The sequence below is a fragment of the Streptomyces sp. NPDC005752 genome (genome assembly GCF_040630715.1).
Taxonomy (GTDB): domain Bacteria; phylum Actinomycetota; class Actinomycetes; order Streptomycetales; family Streptomycetaceae; genus Streptomyces.
In genome coordinates this window covers 1-19,448 of record NZ_JBEXYB010000018.1, presented here as the reverse complement: position 1 = coordinate 19,448, position 19,448 = coordinate 1, and the positions used below count along the sequence as shown (strand labels likewise).

The window sequence follows — 19,448 nt, the reverse complement described above, 5'->3', positions numbered from 1 at the left end:
ACCGCGCGAGGGCGCAAACAGCGCCCTCGCGCGGTGTCATATCCGACAAGCTCATCGGAGGCACTGCGGTGAACGAACTGCCGCAACAGCTGGCCAACGGTCTCGCACTCGGCGCGCTCTATGGCCTCATAGCCATCGGGTACACCATGGTGTACGGCATCGTCCAGCTCATCAATTTCGCCCACGGCGAGATCTTCATGATCGGGGGCTTCGGCGCCCTCACCACCTACCTGGCGCTCCCCAGCGGAACCTCGCTCATGGTGGTCATACCCCTCATGATCGTCGGTGGCGCAATCGCCTCCGTCGCCGTAGCCACAGCCGCAGAACGCTTCGCCTACCGCCCCCTGCGCGGTGCGCCACGGCTGGCACCCCTCATCACCGCGATCGGCCTCTCGATCGTCCTCCAGCAGCTTGTCTGGGGCTTCTACCCCGAGGCCAAGAAGCCGCGCAGCTTCCCCGAGTTCCAGGGCGAGTCGTTCAAGATCTTCGACAACCTCTACCTCCAGCGCGCCGACGCCTTCATCCTCGTGCTCGCCCCCCTGTGCATGCTCGCCCTCGGCCTCTTCGTCGCCAAGAGCCGCAGCGGCCGCGCCATGCAGGCCACCGCACAGGACCCCGACACGGCGAAGCTCATGGGCATCAACACCGACCGGATCATCGTGATGGCCTTCGCCATCGGAGCCGCGTTCGCCGCCGTCGCGTCCGTCGCCTACGGACTCGACAAGGGCCAGATCAACTTCGAGATGGGCTTCATCCTCGGACTCAAAGCCTTCACCGCCGCCGTACTCGGCGGCATCGGCAACATCTACGGCGCCATGGTCGGCGGAGTCGTCCTCGGCCTCGCCGAAGCCCTCTCCATCGCCTACATCGAAGAAATCCCCGGCATGCAGCAGCTCGGCGGCGGCGCCTGGGCCAACGTCTGGGCATTCGTACTTCTCATCGTCGTCCTCCTCGTCAGGCCACAAGGCCTGCTCGGTGAGCGCGTCGCGGATCGGGCGTGAGAGCCATGACAACCGACACCACCAAAACCGCCACCGTCACCACCCAGGCCGACACCGGCTCCCGCACCACCGGCCTACGCCGCCTCACCGCCCTCGGCGGCATCGCGACGATCGCCGCCACCTTCCTGTCCTGGACCTACACCGACGAGTTCCCCGGCGACCTCACCGTCTACGGCTACCCCGGCGGACTACAGGTCCTCACCCTCGTCGCGGGCGCCCTCGTACTCCTGTACGCACTCGCAGCCCTCGACATCCGAGGCCTCCGCTGGCTCGCCCCCACCGGCACCACCAAAGCCCTCCAGTTCCTGGCCCTCGGCGCCTTCGCAACCACCTGGTTCACCGTCATCGCCATCGCCGTCGAACTCGGCGGCGTCGTCAACCTCGAACCCGGCGGCTTCGTCGCGGCGGTCGCCTCCGCCATCCCACTCGTCGCCTTCCTGCTCCCCGACGACACCCGCAAGGCCTCCCGCCCCAAGGAACTCCCCTCCTGGGCCGAGATCCTCATCATCGTCCTCGCCTTCGGAATCGGCCTCTTCGTCGTCACCTACGGCATCGACACCGAATACGCCGAACTCTTCACCGGCTACATGATCACCGCAGGCTTCGCCGTGGGCGCCCTGTTCAAGTCCGGCATCATGGCCCGGCTCTCGGTACTCACCACCAAATACCGCTCCATCGCCGTGGCAGCAGCCTTCGTCGCCGCAGCCGCGTTCCCCTTCACCCAGAACACCGACCAGTACACCCTCATCGCGGTCAACATCCTCATCTTCGCGACCGTCGCACTCGGACTGAACATCGTCGTCGGCCTCGCCGGACTCCTCGACCTCGGATACGTCGCCTTCCTCGGCGTCGGCGCCTACACCGCCGCGCTCGTCTCCGGCACCACCGCATCCGCGTTCGACGTCCAGTTCCCGTTCTGGGCATCGGTCCTCACCGGAGCAGCCGTCTCCCTCATCTTCGGCGTCGTCATCGGAGCACCCACACTCCGCCTCCGCGGCGACTACCTCGCCATCGTCACCCTCGGCTTCGGCGAAATCTTCCGCATCACCGTCGGCAACCTCGACGGCGTCTCCGGACCCCAGATCACCAACGGCCCCAACGGCGTACCCAACATCCCCGACCTCGTCTTCTTCGGATACGACTTCGGCGAGTCCCACACCGTCCTCGGCATCGAACTCGGCGGATACGCCAACTACTACCTGCTCATGCTGCTCGCGATGATCCTCGTGGTCCTCGTCTTCAGCCGCGCCGGCAGCTCCCGCATCGGCCGCGCCTGGGTCGCCATCCGCGAGGACGAGACCGCCGCCACCGCCATGGGCATCAACGGCTTCCGCGTCAAGCTCATCGCCTTCGCCCTCGGCGCCACCCTCGCCGGCCTCGCCGGCACCGTCCAGGCACACGTACAGAGCACCGTCGTCCCGGAGATGTACGTCTTCGCCGGCCCCGTGCCGCCCAACTCCGCCTTCCTCCTCGCCGCCGTCATCCTCGGCGGCATGGGAACGATCAGCGGACCCCTGATCGGCGCCACCCTCCTGTACATGATCCCCGCGAAGCTGCAGTTCCTCCAGGACTACCAGCTCCTCGGCTTCGGCCTCGCGCTCATCCTGCTGATGCGCTTCCGCCCCGAAGGCCTCATCGCCAACCGGCGGGCCCAGCTCGAGTACCACGAGACCGGCCAACTCGACACGCCCGAAGGCACACTGCCCGATTCCGGCGTCGGCACCGTGAAGGCGGGGGCGTGAACGACATGACGACCACCACCGAGACCACCACGCCCGTCCTGGACGCCGGCGGCGTCACCATGCGCTTCGGCGGCCTCACCGCCGTACGTGACGTCAACCTCCAGGTCAACGCAGGCGAGATCGTCGGCCTCATCGGCCCCAACGGTGCAGGCAAGACCACCTTCTTCAACTGCCTCACCGGCCTGTACATCCCCACCGAGGGCAAGGTCCGCTACAAGGGCACCGTCCTGCCACCCAAGCCCCACCTCGTCACCCAGGCAGGAATCGCCCGCACCTTCCAGAACATCCGGCTCTTCGCCAACATGACCGTCCTGGAGAACGTCCTCGTCGGACGCCACACCAGGACCAAGGAAGGCCTCTGGTCCGCCCTCCTGCGCGGCCCCGGATTCAAGAAGGCAGAAGCCGCGTCCCACGCACGCGCCATGGAACTCCTCGAGTTCATCGGCCTGCAGGACAAAGCCGACCACCTCGCACGCAACCTCCCCTACGGAGACCAGCGCAAGCTGGAAATCGCACGCGCCCTCGCCAGCGACCCCGGCCTCCTCCTCCTCGACGAGCCCACCGCCGGCATGAACCCGCAGGAAACCCGCGTCACCGAAGAACTCATCTTCGCCATCCGGGACATGGGCATCGCCGTACTCGTCATCGAGCACGACATGCGCTTCATCTTCAACCTCTGCGACCGCGTCGCCTGCCTCGTCCAGGGCGAGAAGCTCGTCGAAGGCACACCCGCCGTCGTCCAGGGCGACGAACGCGTCGTCGCCGCCTACCTCGGCACGCCCTTCGAAGGCGACACCCCCGAGAAGGCCGACACCCCCGCCGGGGCGGACAAGGCGGAGCGCACCACCAGCACCACCAGCACAGAAGGGGAAGACCAGTGACCGCACTGCTCGAGGTCGAGGACCTCAGGGTCGCCTACGGCAAGATCGAAGCCGTCAAGGGAATCTCCTTCAGCGTCGAAGCCGGCCAGGTCGTCACCCTCATCGGCACCAACGGTGCCGGCAAGACCACCACCCTGCGCACCCTCTCGGGCCTCCTCAAGCCCTCCGGCGGCCGGATCCTCTTCGACGGGAAGCCCCTGAACGGCATCCCCGCCCACAAGATCGTGGCACTGGGCCTCGCCCACTCCCCCGAAGGCCGCCACATCTTCCCCCGCCTCACCATCGCGGAGAACCTCCAGCTCGGCGCCTTCCTCCGCACCGACAAGGCAGGCATCGAGAAGGACATCCAGCGCGCCTACGACCTCTTCCCCATCCTCGGGGAACGCCGGAAGCAGGCCGCCGGAACCCTCTCCGGAGGCGAACAGCAGATGCTCGCCATGGGCCGCGCGCTCATGTCCCAGCCCAAGCTGCTCATGCTCGACGAGCCCTCCATGGGCCTCTCCCCGATCATGATGCAGAAGATCATGGAGACCATCGTCGAGCTCAAGGCCTCGGGCACCACGATCCTGCTCGTCGAGCAGAACGCCCAGGCCGCCCTCTCCCTCGCGGACCAGGGCCACGTCATGGAGGTCGGCAAGATCGTCCTCTCCGGCACCGGCGCCGACCTGCTCCACGACGAGTCGGTCCGCAAGGCCTACCTCGGCGAGGACTGAGCAACCCACGCACCGAAGAGAAGCCCGCCCCCGGACATCCCGGGGGCGGGCTTCTCTCCGTCTGCGCCTACGAACCTACTCGGCCGCCTTCTTCTTCTCCTCGGCGTCCTCGATCAGAGCCTCGGCCAGCTGCTGCATCGACATACGCCGGTCCATCGAGGTCTTCTGGATCCAGCGGAACGCAGCGGGCTCGGAAAGCCCGTAATCCGTCTGCAGGATGCTCTTCGCCCGGTCCACCAGCTTCCGGGTCTCCAGCCGCTGCGACAGGTCCGCGATCTCGTTCTCCAGCGCCTTCAGCTCCGCGAACCGGGACACGGCCATCTCGATGGCCGGAACCACGTCGCTCTTACTGAACGGCTTCACCAGATACGCCATCGCCCCCGCGTCCCGGGCCCGCTCGACAAGGTCGCGCTGCGAGAAGGCCGTCAGCATCAGAACCGGGGCGATGGACTCCTCGGCGATCTTCTCGGCGGCGGAGATCCCGTCGAGGACCGGCATCTTCACATCGAGGATCACGAGGTCCGGCCGGTGCTCCCGCGCCAGCTCCACGGCCTGCTGCCCGTCCCCGGCCTCGCCGACGACCGAGTAGCCCTCCTCCTCCAGCATCTCCTTGAGGTCGAGGCGGATGAGCGCCTCGTCCTCGGCGATGACGACGCGGGTCGTCAGCGGCGGGACGTGCGACTTGTCGTCGTCGGCGGCGTCTACGGGCTGGGGCGACTCGGGGGTGGTCACGGGGGCTCCTTGTTGCGGGCCGGGCATGCACTGCTGTCTTGCAGCCTACCTAGCGGCGCCAACACGCGGGGACCCGGTATACTCGCTTCCAGCCCCTGGCCTGCCCGGTTGGAGGAACTGGTTAGACTCGCGGCACTCAAAATGCCGTGCCCTTTGGGCATGTGGGTTCGAATCCCACACTGGGCACACCCGTGGAAAGCGGATGTTCACCTTCTCGTGAACATCCGCTTTCTGCTGCGCACCGGCACACGCCAGCATTCAAAGTGGTGCTGTGATCTTTCACGGGACAGAAGTCCGCCAAAAGGCACTTGACCTTCTCAGCTCCGGGACAACGGGTGCGGAAGTCGCCCGACGCCTGAACATCCCTCGGGGCACCATCTCGTATTGGCTGCACATGGATCGGTCCAAGCGGGGCGAATGCCCTGGCACCCACGCGCCTACATGCCATCGATGCGACGGAACTGAGCTCGATAGGCACGCCTACGCATACCTTCTGGGGCTCTACCTGGGTGACGGCCACATCAGCCACTACTCAGAGCACAGAGTGCCGAACCTGATGATCACTCTCGACGACCACTGGCCGGGCATTCAGGACGAGGCAGAGGCCGCGCTGCACAAGGTATTCCCTGACAATGCCACATGCAGGGTCCGCAAACCCGGCTGCCACAACATCAAGGTCTACTCGAAGCACCTTCTCTGCCTGTTCCCGCAACATGGTCCAGGCAGAAAGCACGAACGTGAGATCGCGCTGGAGCCCTGGCAACAAGAACTCGTCGACGCGAACTCTTGGGCCTTCGTTCGTGGACTTGTCCACTCCGACGGTTGCCGGATCACCAATTGGACGACTCGCATGGTCGGCGGAGAGCGCAAGCGCTACGAGTATCCGCGCTACTGGTTCACCAACGTCTCCGACGACATCCGCCGGCTCTACACCGACACCCTGGACAAGCTCGGCATCGAGTGGACGCACTGCACCCGTGCAGGCAAGGAGTACAACATCTCCGTAGCCCGACGGGCGTCCGTGGCTCTCATGGACGCTCACGTCGGGCCGAAGTACTGACGACCGTTACTTCGGGCTGTCGTCCTCGCCGATGTGGTGCACCCGTACCAGGTTCGTGGAGCCGGCGACCCCGGGCGGCGAGCCGGCCGTGATGACCACGATGTCGCCCGTCTCGCAGCGGCCGATCCGCAGCAGTTCCTCGTCCACCTGCGCCACCATCGCGTCCGTCGACTCGACGTGGGGTCCGAGGAACGTCTCCACGCCCCATGTCAGGTTCAGCTGCGCGCGGGTCGCCTCGTCCGGGGTGAAGGCGAGGAGCGGGATCGGGGAGCGGTAGCGGGAGAGGCGCTTGACCGTGTCGCCGCTCTGGGTGAAGGCCACCAAGAACTTGGCGCCGAGGAAGTCGCCCATCTCGGCTGCCGCGCGGGCGACCGCGCCGCCCTGGGTGCGGGGCTTGTTGCGGTCGGTGAGGGGCGGCAGGCCCTTGGCGAGGATGTCCTCCTCGGCCGCTTCGACGATGCGGGCCATGGTGCGGACGGTCTCGACGGGGTACTTGCCGACGCTGGTCTCGCCGGAGAGCATCACGGCGTCCGTGCCGTCGATGACGGCGTTCGCGACATCGGAGGCTTCGGCGCGGGTGGGGCGGGAGTTGTCGATCATCGAGTCGAGCATCTGGGTGGCGACGATGACCGGCTTGGCGTTGCGCCTGGCGAGTTTGATGGCGCGCTTCTGGACGATCGGGACCTGTTCCAGGGGCATTTCGACGCCGAGGTCGCCGCGGGCGACCATGATGCCGTCGAAGGCGGCGACGATGTCGTCGATGTTGTCGACGGCCTGGGGCTTCTCGACCTTGGCGATGACGGGGAGGCGGCGTTCCTCCTCGTCCATGATGCGGTGGACGTCGTCGATGTCGCGTCCGGTGCGCACGAAGGAGAGGGCGATGATGTCGGCGCCTGTGCGGAGGGCCCAGCGGAGGTCTTCGATGTCCTTCTCGGAGAGGGCGGGGACGGAGACGGCGACTCCGGGGAGGTTGAGTCCCTTGTGGTCGGAGACCATGCCGCCTTCGATGACGGTGGTGTGGACGCGGGGTCCGTCGACTTCGGTGACTTCGAGGGTGACGCGGCCGTCGTCGATGAGGATGCGTTCGCCGGTGGTGACGTCGGCGGCGAGGCCGTCGTAGGTGGTGCCGCAGGTGGTGCGGTCGCCTTCCATGGGTTCCACGGTGATGGTGAAGTCGTCGCCGCGTTCAAGGAGTACGGGGCCTTCGGCGAAGCGGCCGAGGCGGATCTTCGGGCCTTGAAGGTCGGCGAGGATTCCTACGCTGCGGCCGGTCTCCTCGGATGCTTTGCGTACGTGGTGGTAGCGCTCTTCGTGTTCGGCGTAGCTGCCGTGGCTGAGGTTGAGGCGGGCGATGTCCATTCCCGCTTCGACGAGTGCCTTGATCTGCTCGTACGTGTCGGTTGCGGGTCCCAGGGTACAAACGATTTTTGCTCGGCGCATGGTTCGAGCCTAGACCTTACCTGCGGGTAGGTATTTGTCCCTGCGGGACTGTCCAACGGCCTTTTGGTGAACGGTTATTGCTAACTGTTGAATTGTGCGGCCGGGTGCTCCGATGAGCGTGTGCGGGGTGGTCCGGTGGGGCGGGGGTGGCTGCCGGTCATCAGATCGAAACCTGCGTGGGGTGTTGCGCGTGGGGGTCGCTGGGCCAGAATCTACGCGCGTTGTTCGCAGACACGAGGAGTCAAGGATGCCGTTGAACCGTAGGACGTTTCTGGGCCGTTCGGCCGTGGCCGGTGCGGGTGTGGCGCTGGCCGGCGGGGTCGGATCGGGGCCGGCGGTGGCCTCGGAGGCGAAGGGGCATGGTCACGGGCGCCCGCCGAAGCGGTACTCGTTCACGGTGATGGGGACGACGGATCTGCACGGGAACGTCTTCAACTGGGACTACTTCACGGACAAGGAGTTCGACGACAAGGCGCACAACGACGTCGGTCTGGCGAAGATCTCGACGCTGGTGAATCAGATCCGTGAGGAGCGTGGGCGCCGGAACACGCTGCTGATCGATGCGGGTGACACGATTCAGGGCACTCAGTTGTCGTACTACTACGCGAAGATCGATCCGATCACGGCGAAGCGTGGCCCGGTTCATCCGATGGCGCAGGCGATGAACAGGATCGGCTATGACGCGGCGGCGCTCGGGAATCATGAGTTCAACTACGGCATTCCGGTGCTGCGGAAGTTCGAGGAGCAGTGCGACTTTCCGCTGCTGGGTGCGAATGCGCTGGACGCGAAGACGTTGCGGCCGGCTTTCGCGCCGTATGTGATGAAGCGGGTGCGTACGCCGCACGGCCGTGACGTCCGGGTGGCGGTGCTGGGGCTGACGAATCCCGGTATCGCGATCTGGGACAAGGCGAATGTGGGCGGGAAGATGGTGTTCCCGGGCCTTGAGGAGCAGGCGGCGAAGTGGGTGCCGAAGCTTCGTTCGATGGGTGCGGATGTGGTGGTCGTCTCGGCGCATTCGGGTTCGTCGGGTACGTCGTCGTACGGGGATCAGTTGCCGTACGTGGAGAACGCGGCGGGTCTGGTGGCGGAGCAGGTGCCGGGGATCGACGCGATTCTGGTGGGTCACGCGCACTCGGAGATTCCTGAGTATTTCGTGACGAACAAGGAGACGGGGAAGCAGGTCGTTCTTTCGGAGCCGTTGAAGTGGGGGCAGCGGCTGACGCTGTTCGACTTCGATCTGGTGTGGGAGAAGGGGCGTTGGGTGGTCGAGAAGGTCGGCGCTTCGGTGCTGAACTCGAACGCCGTGCCGGAGGACCCGCGGATCACGTCGATGCTCGGGGACGAGCACAAGAAGGTCGTGGCGTATGTGAACCAGGTGATCGGTACGTCGGTGGCGGCGATGTCGACCGCGGATGCGCCGTGGAAGGACGAGCCTGTCATCGATTTGATCAATCTGGTGCAGGCGGAGACGGTGAAGGCGGCGCTGGCGGGCGGGGAGTATGCGGCGTTGCCGGTGCTGTCGCAGGCGGCGTGCTTCTCGCGTACGGCGGCGATTCCTGCGGGTGAGGTGACGATCAAGGATGCGGCGGGGCTGTATCCGTTCGAGAACACGCTGGAGGCGCGGCTTCTGACGGGTGCGCAGCTGAAGGATTATCTGGAGTATTCAGCGAGGTACTACGTGCAGACGGCTGCGGGGGCGCCGGTGGATACGTCGAAGCTGACGAATGCGGAGAACATTCCGGATTACAACTATGACGTGGTGTCGGGGGTGTCGTACGACATTGATATCGCGAAGCCGGCGGGTTCGCGGATCGTGGGGTTGTCGTTCGAGGGGGCTCCGGTGGATGCGGCGGCGCAGTTCGTGTTTGCGGTGAACAACTATCGGGCGAGTGGTGGGGGCAACTTCCCGCACGTGCCGGGTTCGAAGCAGTTGTGGGCGAATTCGGATGAGATCCGGAACACGATCATCGGGTGGGTTCAGGCGAAGGGGTCGGTGGATCCGGCGGAGTTCGCGTCGGTGGACTGGCGTCTGACGCGGGATGGTGTGCCGGTGTTCTAGCCGGTGGGTTGTTCTGGCCGGTTGGTTGTTCTGGCCGGTCGGTGCGAGGCGGCCGTTCTCGTCGGGGAGCGGCCGCCTTCGTGTGTCAGTGGTCCTGTGTGAGGGGGGTGACCGTGCTGCCCTGTCCGGGGATGGCGGGGTTGGGGCGGGGGGTGAGGCCGAAAGTGGTGAAGGCGGTGCGTTGTGGGAGGGGGTAGGGGGTGGTGCCGGTGAGGTGGTTGAGGATGGTGGCGCTGCGCCAGGCGGCGAGTCCGAGGTCGGGGGCGCCGACTCCGTGGGTGTGGCGTTCGGCGTTCTGTACGTAGATGTTGCCGGTGAGGGTGGGGTCGAGGTCGAGGCGGAAGTCGGTGTGGATGCGGGGGCGTCCTTGGGTGTCGCGGCGGATGTGGGGGGCGATGCCGGTGAGGAGGGTGTCGAGGGGGCGTTCGCGGTAGCCGGTGGCGAGGACGACGGCGTCGGTGGTGAGGCGGCTGCGGGTGGTCTGCTGGGTGTGTTCGAGGTGGAGTTCGATGCGGTTGCCGTTGCCGGAGAGGCGGCCTGCGGTGCGGACGCTGACTCCTGGGGTGAGGGTGGCGTCGGGCCAGCCGCCGTGGAGGGTGCGTCGGTAGAGCTCGTCGTGGATGGCGGAGATGGTGTCGGTGTCGATGCCTTTGTGGAGTTGCCATTGCTGGGGGACGAGGTTGTCGCGTACGTGTTCGGGGAGTGCGTGGAAGTAGTGGGTGTAGTCGGGGGTGAAGTGTTCGAGGCCGAGTTTTGAGTACTCCATGGGGGCGAAGGCCTGGGTGCGGGCGAGCCAGTGGATCTTCTCGATGCCGCGGGGGCGGGCGCGGAGGAGGTCGAGGAAGATTTCGGCGCCGGACTGGCCTGAGCCGATGACGGTGATGTGGTCGGCCCGGAGGAGTTCCTCGCGGTGGTGGAGGTAGTCGGCGGAGTGGATGACGGGGGTGGCGGGGGCTTCTGCGAGGGGGCGCAGGGGTTCGGGGATGAAGGGTGCGGTGCCGACTCCGAGGGCGATGTGGCGGGTGTGGGTGTGTCCTTGTGACTGGGCTTCGCCGTCGGGGCCGAGGTGGGTGTAGTCGACTTCGTAGTGGGAGTGGCCGGGGTTCCAGTGGATGGCGTCGACCCGGTGGTCGAAGTGGATGGTGGGGAGCTGTTCGCTGACCCAGCGGCAGTAGGCGTCGTATTCGGCTCGGTGGATGTGGAATTGCTCGGCGAAGTAGAAGGGGTAGAGGCGTTCGCGGGTGCGGAGGTAGTTGAGGAAGGTCCAGGGGCTGGTGGGGTCGGCGAGGGTGGTGAGGTCGGCGAGGAAGGGGACCTGGAGGGTGGCGCCGTCGATGAGGAGGCCGGGGTGCCAGTGGAAGGCGGGGCGTTGTTCGTAGAAGGCGGTGGTGAGGGGGCTGCTGCCGGGGGTGGTGGGGATGCCGTGGGCGAGTGCGGCGAGGGAGAGGTTGAAGGGGCCGAGGCCGATGCCGATGAGGTCGTGGGGCCGGTCGCCTTCGGGGGTGGTCCGGTCGGTCATCGGGGGGTGCTGCCTTCCTTGGTGGCGCCGGTGTGGGCGTGGGTGACGAGGGTGAGGAGGCTTCGGAGGTCGTCGGGGGTGGTGTGGGGGTTGAGGAGGGTGGCTTTGAGCCAGAGGCCCTGGTCGGTGTGGGCGCGGCCGAGGACGGCGTGGCCTTGGTCGAGGAGGGTGCGGCGGATGGTGGCGACGGTGGTGTCGTCGGTGTGGGTGGGGCGGAAGAGGACGGTGCTGATGGTGGGGCGGTCGTAGAGCTCGAGTGTGGGGTTGTTCTCGATGAGGTCGGCGAGGTGGTGGGCGGTGGCGATGGTGCGGTCGATGAGGTCGGCGAGTCCGTCGCGGCCGAGTGCCTGGAGGGTGACGGCGATCTTGAGGGCGTCGGGTCGGCGGGTGGTGCGGAGGGAGCGGCCGAGGAGGTCGGGGAGTCCGGCGTCGGTGTCGTCGTCGGCGTTGAGGTAGGGGGCGTGGTGGTGGAGTGCGTCGAGGTGGTGGTGGTGGGGGACGGCGAGGATGCCGGCGGATGCGGGTTGCCAGCCGAGTTTGTGCAGGTCGAGGGTGACGCTGTGGGCGCGGTGGAGGCTGCGTAGGGCGTGGCGGTGGGTGGGGCTGAAGAGGAGGGGGCCGCCGTATGCGGCGTCGATGTGGAGTTCGGCGCCGTGGGTGGTGGTGAGGTCGGCGATGTCGGTGAGGGGGTCGATCTGTCCGGTGTCGGTGGTGCCTGCGGTGGCGGTGACGAGGAGGGGGCCTTGGTGGTGGATGAGGGCGTCGCGGAGTGCGGTCAGGTTCATGACGCCGTGGGGGGCGGGGATGACGACGGGTCGGGGTAGGCCGAGGAGCCAGGCGGCGCGGGTGATGCTGTGGTGGGCGTTGGCGGCGCAGATGGTCTGGACGGGGCCGTGGCGTTCGCGGGCGAGGAGGAGGGCGAGTTGGTTGGCTTCGGTGCCACCGGTGGTGACGAGGGCGTCGGGTTTCGGGGTGTGGGGGTAGATCTCGGTGGCGAGGGCGGTGGTGAGGGCGGTTTCGAGGGCGGAGGCGGCGGGGGCCTGGTCCCAGGAGTCCATGGAGGGGTTGAGGGCGGAGGCGGCGAGGTCGGCTGCGGCGGCGAGTGCGAGGGGTGGGGTGTGGAGGTGGGCTGCGCAGTGGGGGTGTGCGGGGTCGGCGGCGCCTTCGGTGAGTGCGGTCACGAGGGTGCGGAGGGCGTGGTGGGCGCCGGTGCCGTGGTCGGGGATGAGGGGGCCGGTGGTGCGGTGGAGGTTTTGGGTGACGGTGTGGGGGCCGCCGGCGGGGAGGGGGCCGTTGCGGCGGGTGGCTCCGTCGTGGAGTGCGGTGAGGACGGTGTCGAGGAGGGGGCGCAGGTGGGTGGGGCCTGCGGTGCCTCCGGCGAGGGGTGGGGTGGGCATGGGTGGTGTGGTCCTTCGGGTGCGCGGGGCGGTGGTGCCAGCTTGTCCGGATTGCGGAGGGTGCGGCCGAAGAGCCCAACGATCTCGACCCGAATGGGGTATTGGGGTCTGGTGTGGCGGTGTCGGGGGGTGCGGGGCTGGTATGGGCGTTTGTTGTTCGCATGGCTGTGCCCGGCCCCTGTGGGTGGGGGGCCGGGCACGGTGGCGGGTGGTGCTCGGTTGTTTCGGAGGTTGTGGCGGGGCGGTGGGTGGTGGGTTGGGGTGTGGGTGGGCTTCGGTCAGTGGGCGTTGCGTACGGCGAGGGCGCGGCGGAGGTCGTCGAGCTGGTCGGTGAGTTTGCGGCGCAGGGCGGGGGTGATCGCCGGGTTGTCGAGGGCTTGGTCGCCGAGGCGGATGCTGTCGGGGTCGACGGCGTGGGCGGGGAAGGCGTAGCGCCCGGCGGCTTCGGCGATGGCGGGGCCGCGGCGTGCGGCGAGTGCGATGACGTCGGGGTAGTAGCGGGCGACGTAGGGGTGGAGGAGTTCGGCCTGTTCGGGTTGCCAGAAGCCTTGCGCGGTGGCGGTGAAGAGGTAGTTGGACAGGGTGTCGTCGGTGAACATGGCTTGCCAGGCGGCGGTTTTGGCTTCGGGGGTGGGGAGGGCGGCGCGGCATCGGGCGGCGCCTTCCTGGCCGGTGGCGCTGGGGTCCTTGTCGAGTTCGTGGGTGATGGCGGTTTCGTCGGTGGCGCCGAGGACGGCGAGGCGGGTGAGGATGCGCCAGCGGAGTTCGGGGTCGAGTTCGGGTCCGCCGGGGACGGTGCCTTCGCGGAGCCAGTCCTGGATGGCGTCGGGCTGGGTGGCGGCGTCGATGAAGTGGCGTACGGCGGTGAGGCGGAGGCCGGGGTCCGGGCTGTCGGGGCGGGTGCCGTCCTGGTGGGGTTCCCAGTCCGCGGGGGTGAGTCCTTCGGTGCGGCGCAGGAGGTCGCGGCTGAGTGAGGTGAGGGTGGTCAGGGCGGTGGGCCGGTCCTGGGGTGGGAGGTAGCGGTCGGCGATGTGGGTGGCGGCGAAGCCGAGGACGCCTTGGACGAGGGCGAGGTCGGTTTCGTAGGGGAGGTGGGTGCGGGCGGCGGTGAGGTGGACGGTGGGGTGGAGTTCGCCGTCGCGGACCATGTCGCGGGCGGTGTTCCACAGGAGGGCGCGGGTGAGGGCGTCGGGGATGCCGGAGAGGTGGGTGAGGGCGGTGTTCCAGGAGTCGGGGTCGAGGCGGATCTTGGCGTAGGTGAGGTCGTTGTCGTTGGGGACGACGAGGTCGGGGCGTCGGCCGGGCTGGGTGGTGGGTGTGCCGTTGCCGTTCTGGGGGATGTCGAGGTCGAAGCGGTCGCGCAGGGTGAGGTGGTCGGCCCCGGTCTGGGTGTCGAGGCTGTGGTCGTAGGTGCCGACGGTGATGCGGTGGGGGCGGTTTCCGGCGTGGTCGACGGTGAGGTTCCAGCTGTTACCGGTGTTCTCGACGTGGGCGGTGAGGGTGTCGATGCCGGTGGTGCGGAGCCAGGTGGCGGCCCAGGTGTGGACGTCACGGTCGGTGGCGGTGGCGAGGTTGTCGATGAAGTCGGCGAGGGTGGCGTTGGCGAATTTGTGCCGGGCGAAGTGGGTGTTGATGCCGGCGAGGAAGTCCTTCTCGCCGAGCCAGGCGACGAGTTGGCGTAGTGCGGAGGCGCCCTTGGCGTAGGAGATGCCGTCGAAGTTGAGGAGGGCGGAGGCGGTGTCGGGGACGGCGTCGGGGTCGGGTGCGACGGGGTGGGTGGTGGGGCGTTGGTCGGCGTCGTAGCCCCATCCCTTGCGGGCGACGCCGAAGTCGACCCAGGTGTCGGGGAATGGGGCCTCCCCTTGGGGAAGGGTGGCTTCGGTGAGGGTCTGGTAGCCCATGTATTCGGCGAAGGACTCGTTGAGCCAGATGTCGTCCCACCAGGTGAGGGTGACGAGGTCGCCGAACCACATGTGTGCCATTTCGTGGGCGATGACGACGGCGCGGGTCTGGCGTTCGGTGTCGGTGACTGCGGAGCGGTAGATGAATTCGTCGCGGAAGGTGACGAGTCCGGGGTTCTCCATGGCGCCGGCGTTGAATTCGGGTACGAATGCCTGGTCGTAGGAGTCGAAGGGGTAGGGCTCGTCGAATTTCTGGTGGTATCGGTCGTAGCAGGCGCGGGTGATGTCGAGGATCTCGTCGGCGTCGGCGTCGAGGTGGGGGGCGAGGGAGCGGCGGCAGTGGATGCCGAAGGGGAGGCCGGCGTGGTGGGTGGTGACGGAGTGCCAGGGGCCTGCGGCGACGGCGACGAGATAGGTGGAGATGGGTGGTGTGGGGGCGATGGTCCAGCGGCCGTCGGTGGTGCGGGTGGTGGTGCCGTTGCCGAGGACGGTCCAGCCGGTGGGTGCGGTGACGGTGAGGTCGAATACGGATTTGAGGTCGGGCTGGTCGAAGGCGGCGAAGACGCGTTGGACGTCGTCCATGAAGAGCTGGGTGTAGACGTAGGTTTCGCCGTCGGCGGGGTCGGTGAAGCGGTGCATGCCTTCGCCGGTGCGGGAGTAGTGCATGGTGGCGTCGACGGTGAGTTCGTGGGGGCCTGCGGTGAGGCGGTCCAGGGGGTAGCGGTTGTCGTCGAGGCGTTCGGGGTCGAGGGGTTGTCCGTCGAGGCTGAGTGAGCGCAGGGTCTCCGGCTTGATCTCGACGAAGGTGTCTCCGGCCGTGTGGGCGGTGAACCGGATGGCTGTCCTGGAGTCGAAGGTCTCGTCGCCCGTGGTGAGGTCGAGGTCGACCGTGTAGCGGTGTACGTCGAGGAGCTGGGCGCGGGTCTGCGCTTCGTTGCGCGTCAGTACGGACATGGCGCCCATGCTGCCGTACGGGTTGGGGGCTGTGCAGCGGGGTTCTCGCAGGGCTGACGGCGGGGGGCGGGGTGTCCGCTCGCCGGGTGTCGGCGCTCTCTTGCGGGGGTGGGGTGCGCCGGGCCGGGGGTGCGTCGGGCCCGGTCCGGTGCGCAGGGCCGGTGCAGGCGGTCGGGCGCGCGTCCGGGACGGGCGGGCCGCCGGGTCGGGCACGGCGGCGGTGGGTCAGGCGTCGGGGCCGGCGGTTTCCTCGGCGATGCGCTCGTGGTGGCGGATGACCTCGGCCACGATGAAGTTCAGCAGTTTCTCGGCGAAGGCGGGGTCCAGCCTGGCGCTCTCGGCGAGCTGGCGGAGCCGGGTGATCTGGCGGGCCTCGCGGGCCGGGTCTGCGGGCGGCAGGTGGTGTTCGGCTTTGAGGTGTCCGACCTGCTGGGTGGCCTTGAAACGCTCGGCGAGCATGTGGACGACTGCGGCATCGATGTTGTCGATGCTCTCGCGGAGCCGGTTCAGTTCGGCGGTGACGTACTCGTCGGTGTTGCTCGTGGTCATGGTCAGCGAGCCTAGACGCAACGGTCGTGGGGTGGGCGTCGGCGGGGTGGGTCCGGTCGGCGGGGTGGGTCCGGGGGCGCCCGTCAGGAGGGCGCCCCCGGGGGTGTGTGGCGGGGCGGGTCAGAGGGTGGCGGCGGCCGAGGCGATGGCGGAGGCGAAGGTCGACACCTGGGTGTAGACGCCGGGGTAGCCGGGCCGTGCGCAGCCCTCGCCCCAGCTGACGATGCCGACCTGGGTCCAGGCTCCGGCGTTGTCCTTGCGGAACATGGGGCCGCCGGAGTCGCCCTGGCAGGTGTCGACGCCGCCGGTGCTGACGTATCCGGCGCAGATCTCCTGGCTGGGTACGAGGTCGCTGCCGTAGGCCTGTTGGCAGGTGGCGTCGGAGACGAACGGCACGTTGGCCTTGAGCAGGTAGCGCTGCTGGCCGCCGCCCTCGGTGGCAGCGCCCCAGCCGGCGATGGTGAAGGTGCCGGTGTCGTAGGCGGTGGTGGTGGCGATCTTCAGGGTGGGCTGGTTGATGGGCTGGGCGAGCTTGATCAGTGCCCAGTCCTTGCCGACGCCGTTGTAGCCGGGTGCCTGGAGGACCTTGGTGGAGCGGACCTTGACGGCGGAGGACGACTGGAGGTCGACGGCTCCGGCGGTGGCGGTGATGGAGGTGTTGTTGCCGGAGCCGCTGACGCAGTGGGCGGCGGTGAGCACGATGGTCTGGCTGTAGAGGGCACCGCCGCAGCCCATGGAGAGCCGGACCATGAAGGGGAATTCGCCCTGGGCCGCGCGGGTGCCGCCGACGACGGGTGCGGGGGCGGCGGAGGCGTTCGACGGCTGGAGGCTGATGGTGGCGAGGGCCACCGCGGCTATGACGGAGCATCTCTTGAGCGTGCGCAGAAGCTGCTTCACGGGTTGTGCCTGCTTTCGTGTGGGGGCCGGCATGGGGGCTGCTGCAGGCGTGCGGGCGTGCGTGTGCTGGTCAGGGGCACGGACCGAGCAATTCTGGGCATGCTCCCGACAAGAACGATCCGATTATCGGGAGGCGTTCACCGCTGTCACAAGGCAGGGTTTCCGGCCAAGATCACCTCCCGGCGATCGGCCGAATTCACTCCGACCGGCCTAGAGTGAAGGTCCGTTGAGCGCCATTGATGGGGGTTCGGACGTGAGTGACGGCAGTAACGGCAGCGGCGGCGGTCCGGTCGTCCATGGCTTCCCGCATCTCGACGCGGTCCGGTCCGCGATCACCTCGCTCTACCGGCGCATCTCCCCCGACGGTGTGCACGCCTACGCCACGAGCCTCGCCCCGGCCGACGCCGCCTTCTCCGACGTGGACGACCTGTATCTCGGTGCCCAGCGGGTGGCCGGCGCCCTGGTCCAGCACCTGCGGCTGCCGCAGGCCCGTATCGTCGTGGGCTTCCGGCGGATGGAGCACGCCGCGAGCGTCGAACTCACCGCAGGACCCGAGTACTTCATCGAGCTGAACGACCGTTTCCGCACGCACCGCAGGGACATCGGGGCCGCGCTGGCGCACGAGATCACCCATGTGCTGCTGCACCGGCTGGGACTGGAGCTTCCCGGCACCCGCGACAACGAGATCCTCACGGACACGGTGACGGCCTACCTCGGCGCGGGCTGGCTGCTGCTGGACGCCTTCCGCCAGGACGCGGTCTCCAGTCAGAAGCTCGGCTATCTCACACCCGAGGAGTTCGGTTACGTGCTCGCCAAGCGTGCGCTGGCCTTCGGGGAGGACCCGTCCGTGTGGTTCACCAGCCCCCAGGCGTACACGGCGTACACCAAGGGCCGCGCCGAGGCCCTGCGCGACCTGCAGCGGCCGCCGCTGACGGCCGCGGGGTGGGCGGGCAGGCGCCGTTACGCCAAGGACCGCCGCTACGCCGGGGACCACCCGGGCAGCACCCCCGCCCCTTCCGTTCCGTACGCCTTCGAGGGGGCGGCGGACGCGCTACGGGTCTCCTTCGCCTGCCCCACCTGCCACCAGCGCGTACGGGTCCCGGTCCGGGGCCGGACACGCGCCCGGTGCGGGCTGTGCCGCACGGTCCTGGAGTGCGACACCTGAGGAATCGTCCCTGACCGGGGTGGCCGTAGGGTCGGTGTATGACCAAGGGTCCGGTTGGGGGTGCGCGCAGCCTCTTCGAGGCGTTGTACGACGATGAGAACGCCGTCGTACGGGCGCTCCGTGCGGGCGCGTCCGCCGAGTCGGCCGACGAGGAGGGGACGACCGCGCTGTATCTGGCGTCCGTGCAGGACCTTCCCGGCGCGGTCCGGCTGCTCCTGGCCGCGGGCGCGGACCCGAACCGCGCGAGTGGCCTCGAGGCGGGCGATCTTCCGCTGTGCGGGGCGGCGTGCGGCGGCCATGCGGAGGCCGTCGAGGCGCTTCTGTCCGCAGGGGCCGAGCCGGATCTGAGCGAGGAGTTCGGCTTCACGGCGCTGCGCTGGGCGGCGGGCCTCGGCCATGCGCGGGTCGCGGAGACCCTGCTCGCCCATGGTGCGGATCCGGACCTGACGGGCCCTCGGGGTGAGGTGCCGCTGGTGGTTGCGGCCCGGAGGGGATCGGTGCACACGGTGCGGGCCCTGCTCCGGCACGGGGCCCGCGGCCTCTCCCCCGCGCTGGACGAGGCCAGGCGCATGCTCACGCTGGACGTGGAGCAGGAGTTGCGGGGGTCGCTGCGGCGCTCGCACGGGGACGACGGTCACGAGTGTGAGGTGCGCCGCGACCCGGTGGACGGCGGGGTGACGGTCACGGTCGAACTGCTCCGGGACGGGCAGCCGTTCGCGGCCCAGGACCTGCAGACGGGGCACGGGGCGATCGCCACGCTCCTGGAGAACGAGATGGGCCTGCGGGCCCCGTTCGAGGAACTGGCCGTCCGGGCGCTGCGGGGCGGTGACCCGGCGCTGGACAACTGGCTGGTGGCGGTGGGGACGCTCTGGCTGCGGGGCGACGAGGAGACGTTCCAGGCGGCGGCCGCCTGGACGGCGGGTGAGGATCCGCTGCGGCAGGTGTTCGGCGTGGACGTCCTGGCGCGGCTCGGTTTCCGTACCGGCGGCAGACCGTTCGCCGACCGGGCGGTCCCGCTGCTGCGGGAGCTGACCCGGTCCGCGGCCCCGGCGCCGGCCGACGCGGCGGCGCGGGCGCTCGCCCAGTACGAGAGGGACGGGACGGACAGCGGGAGCCCCGGCGTGGCCTGAGCCCGACCGGCGGTTTTCGACGGCGCCGTGCTCGCTGCGGCCTGTTCGTCGTGCCGTGCGGCAGCCACGTGCCGGTGGCGGTACCACTCAGGATCGCCGGATCGTCCCCGGCCGGATCACCGGCACGTCCGGGGTCTTCCCCGCGGGGGTGCGCCCGGGCTGTGAGGACGGGCACGGGGTGCGGTGACCGGCGGAACCGGGCACCGCACCCCGGGGTCACGCTGCCCGTCGGCCGCGGCCGGGAGCGCTGCCGCGCCCCGTGCCGCCGGCGCGGCCGGAACCGGCGCTGCGGGCGGAGCAGATCGGAC

15 protein-coding genes and 1 tRNA gene are annotated in these 19,448 nt (G+C 68.7%); 9 read left to right on the top strand and 7 right to left on the bottom strand.

The window, feature by feature from the left end; all coding sequences use genetic code 11:
• Positions 1-68 precede the first annotated feature (68 nt).
• From ABZ441_RS16835 to ABZ441_RS16820, 4 genes are read left to right on the top strand one after another with little or no spacing between them, the layout of a single operon-like run.
• Positions 69-1,001 carry a branched-chain amino acid ABC transporter permease gene (locus ABZ441_RS16835; RefSeq protein ID WP_205019538.1) on the top strand — a complete coding sequence of 311 codons (933 nt, stop codon included), beginning with the start codon at positions 69-71 and terminating at the stop codon, positions 999-1,001.
• Between the two features lie 5 nt (positions 1,002-1,006).
• Positions 1,007-2,743 carry a branched-chain amino acid ABC transporter permease gene (locus ABZ441_RS16830; protein WP_358973956.1) on the top strand — a complete coding sequence of 579 codons (1,737 nt, stop codon included), beginning with the start codon at positions 1,007-1,009 and terminating at the stop codon, positions 2,741-2,743.
• Positions 2,744-2,748: 5 nt separating this feature from the next.
• Positions 2,749-3,624, top strand: a complete 876-nt coding sequence (locus ABZ441_RS16825; protein WP_358974267.1) for an ABC transporter ATP-binding protein — start codon at positions 2,749-2,751, stop codon at positions 3,622-3,624.
• On the top strand, positions 3,621-4,337 hold the full coding sequence (locus ABZ441_RS16820; protein ID WP_358973953.1) for an ABC transporter ATP-binding protein: 717 nt from the start codon (positions 3,621-3,623) through the stop codon (positions 4,335-4,337). The genes ABZ441_RS16825 and ABZ441_RS16820 overlap by 4 nt, the downstream gene beginning before the upstream one ends.
• A gap of 75 nt (positions 4,338-4,412) precedes the next feature.
• On the opposite strand, the gene ABZ441_RS16815 is transcribed toward ABZ441_RS16820, so the two are convergent.
• Complete coding sequence (locus tag ABZ441_RS16815) at positions 4,413-5,069, bottom strand: response regulator (protein WP_031094407.1); 657 nt, start codon at positions 5,067-5,069, stop codon at positions 4,413-4,415.
• A 102-nt stretch (positions 5,070-5,171) separates the two neighbouring features.
• Between ABZ441_RS16815 and ABZ441_RS16810 the strand changes: the two genes are divergently transcribed.
• Both ABZ441_RS16810 and ABZ441_RS16805 read left to right on the top strand, forming a co-directional pair.
• Positions 5,172-5,255, top strand: a tRNA-Leu gene (locus ABZ441_RS16810).
• A gap of 85 nt (positions 5,256-5,340) precedes the next feature.
• Positions 5,341-6,129, top strand: coding sequence for a helix-turn-helix domain-containing protein (locus tag ABZ441_RS16805; protein ID WP_358973949.1), 789 nt, complete (start codon positions 5,341-5,343; stop codon positions 6,127-6,129).
• 6 nt (positions 6,130-6,135) lie between these two features.
• Here ABZ441_RS16805 and pyk read toward each other — a convergent pair whose 3' ends face one another.
• Positions 6,136-7,569, bottom strand: a complete 1,434-nt coding sequence (gene pyk / locus ABZ441_RS16800; RefSeq protein ID WP_358973946.1) for a pyruvate kinase — start codon at positions 7,567-7,569, stop codon at positions 6,136-6,138.
• A 247-nt stretch (positions 7,570-7,816) separates the two neighbouring features.
• Between pyk and ABZ441_RS16795 the strand changes: the two genes are divergently transcribed.
• Positions 7,817-9,628, top strand: coding sequence for a 5'-nucleotidase C-terminal domain-containing protein (locus tag ABZ441_RS16795; protein WP_358973943.1), 1,812 nt, complete (start codon positions 7,817-7,819; stop codon positions 9,626-9,628).
• Between the two features lie 85 nt (positions 9,629-9,713).
• On the opposite strand, the gene ABZ441_RS16790 is transcribed toward ABZ441_RS16795, so the two are convergent.
• The 5 genes from ABZ441_RS16790 to ABZ441_RS16770 all read right to left on the bottom strand — a co-directional run bounded on the left by ABZ441_RS16790 (position 9,714) and on the right by ABZ441_RS16770 (position 16,845).
• Positions 9,714-11,147: a SidA/IucD/PvdA family monooxygenase gene (locus tag ABZ441_RS16790; RefSeq protein ID WP_358973940.1), complete on the bottom strand. Its 1,434-nt coding sequence runs from the start codon at positions 11,145-11,147 to the stop codon at positions 9,714-9,716.
• Entirely contained in the window at positions 11,144-12,544 is a 1,401-nt protein-coding gene (locus tag ABZ441_RS16785; RefSeq protein WP_358973936.1) for an aminotransferase class V-fold PLP-dependent enzyme, read from the bottom strand. Before ABZ441_RS16785 ends, ABZ441_RS16790 begins: the two co-directional genes overlap by 4 nt.
• Before the next feature lie 278 nt (positions 12,545-12,822).
• Entirely contained in the window at positions 12,823-15,399 is a 2,577-nt protein-coding gene (gene pepN / locus ABZ441_RS16780; RefSeq protein ID WP_358973933.1) for an aminopeptidase N, read from the bottom strand.
• 225 nt (positions 15,400-15,624) lie between these two features.
• The gene (locus ABZ441_RS16775; protein ID WP_358973930.1) at positions 15,625-15,948 is read right to left on the bottom strand and encodes a chorismate mutase; all 324 of its coding nucleotides are present in this window, start codon (positions 15,946-15,948) and stop codon (positions 15,625-15,627) included.
• Positions 15,949-16,068: 120 nt separating this feature from the next.
• Positions 16,069-16,845 carry a serine protease gene (locus ABZ441_RS16770; protein WP_358973926.1) on the bottom strand — a complete coding sequence of 259 codons (777 nt, stop codon included), beginning with the start codon at positions 16,843-16,845 and terminating at the stop codon, positions 16,069-16,071.
• Between the two features lie 253 nt (positions 16,846-17,098).
• On the opposite strand from ABZ441_RS16770, the gene ABZ441_RS16765 reads away from it, so the two are divergent.
• A complete protein-coding gene (locus tag ABZ441_RS16765; RefSeq protein WP_358973924.1) occupies positions 17,099-18,010 on the top strand; it encodes a hypothetical protein in 912 nt (303 codons plus the stop codon).
• A gap of 38 nt (positions 18,011-18,048) precedes the next feature.
• Positions 18,049-19,140: an ankyrin repeat domain-containing protein gene (locus tag ABZ441_RS16760; RefSeq protein ID WP_358973921.1), complete on the top strand. Its 1,092-nt coding sequence runs from the start codon at positions 18,049-18,051 to the stop codon at positions 19,138-19,140.
• Positions 19,141-19,448 lie beyond the last annotated feature (308 nt).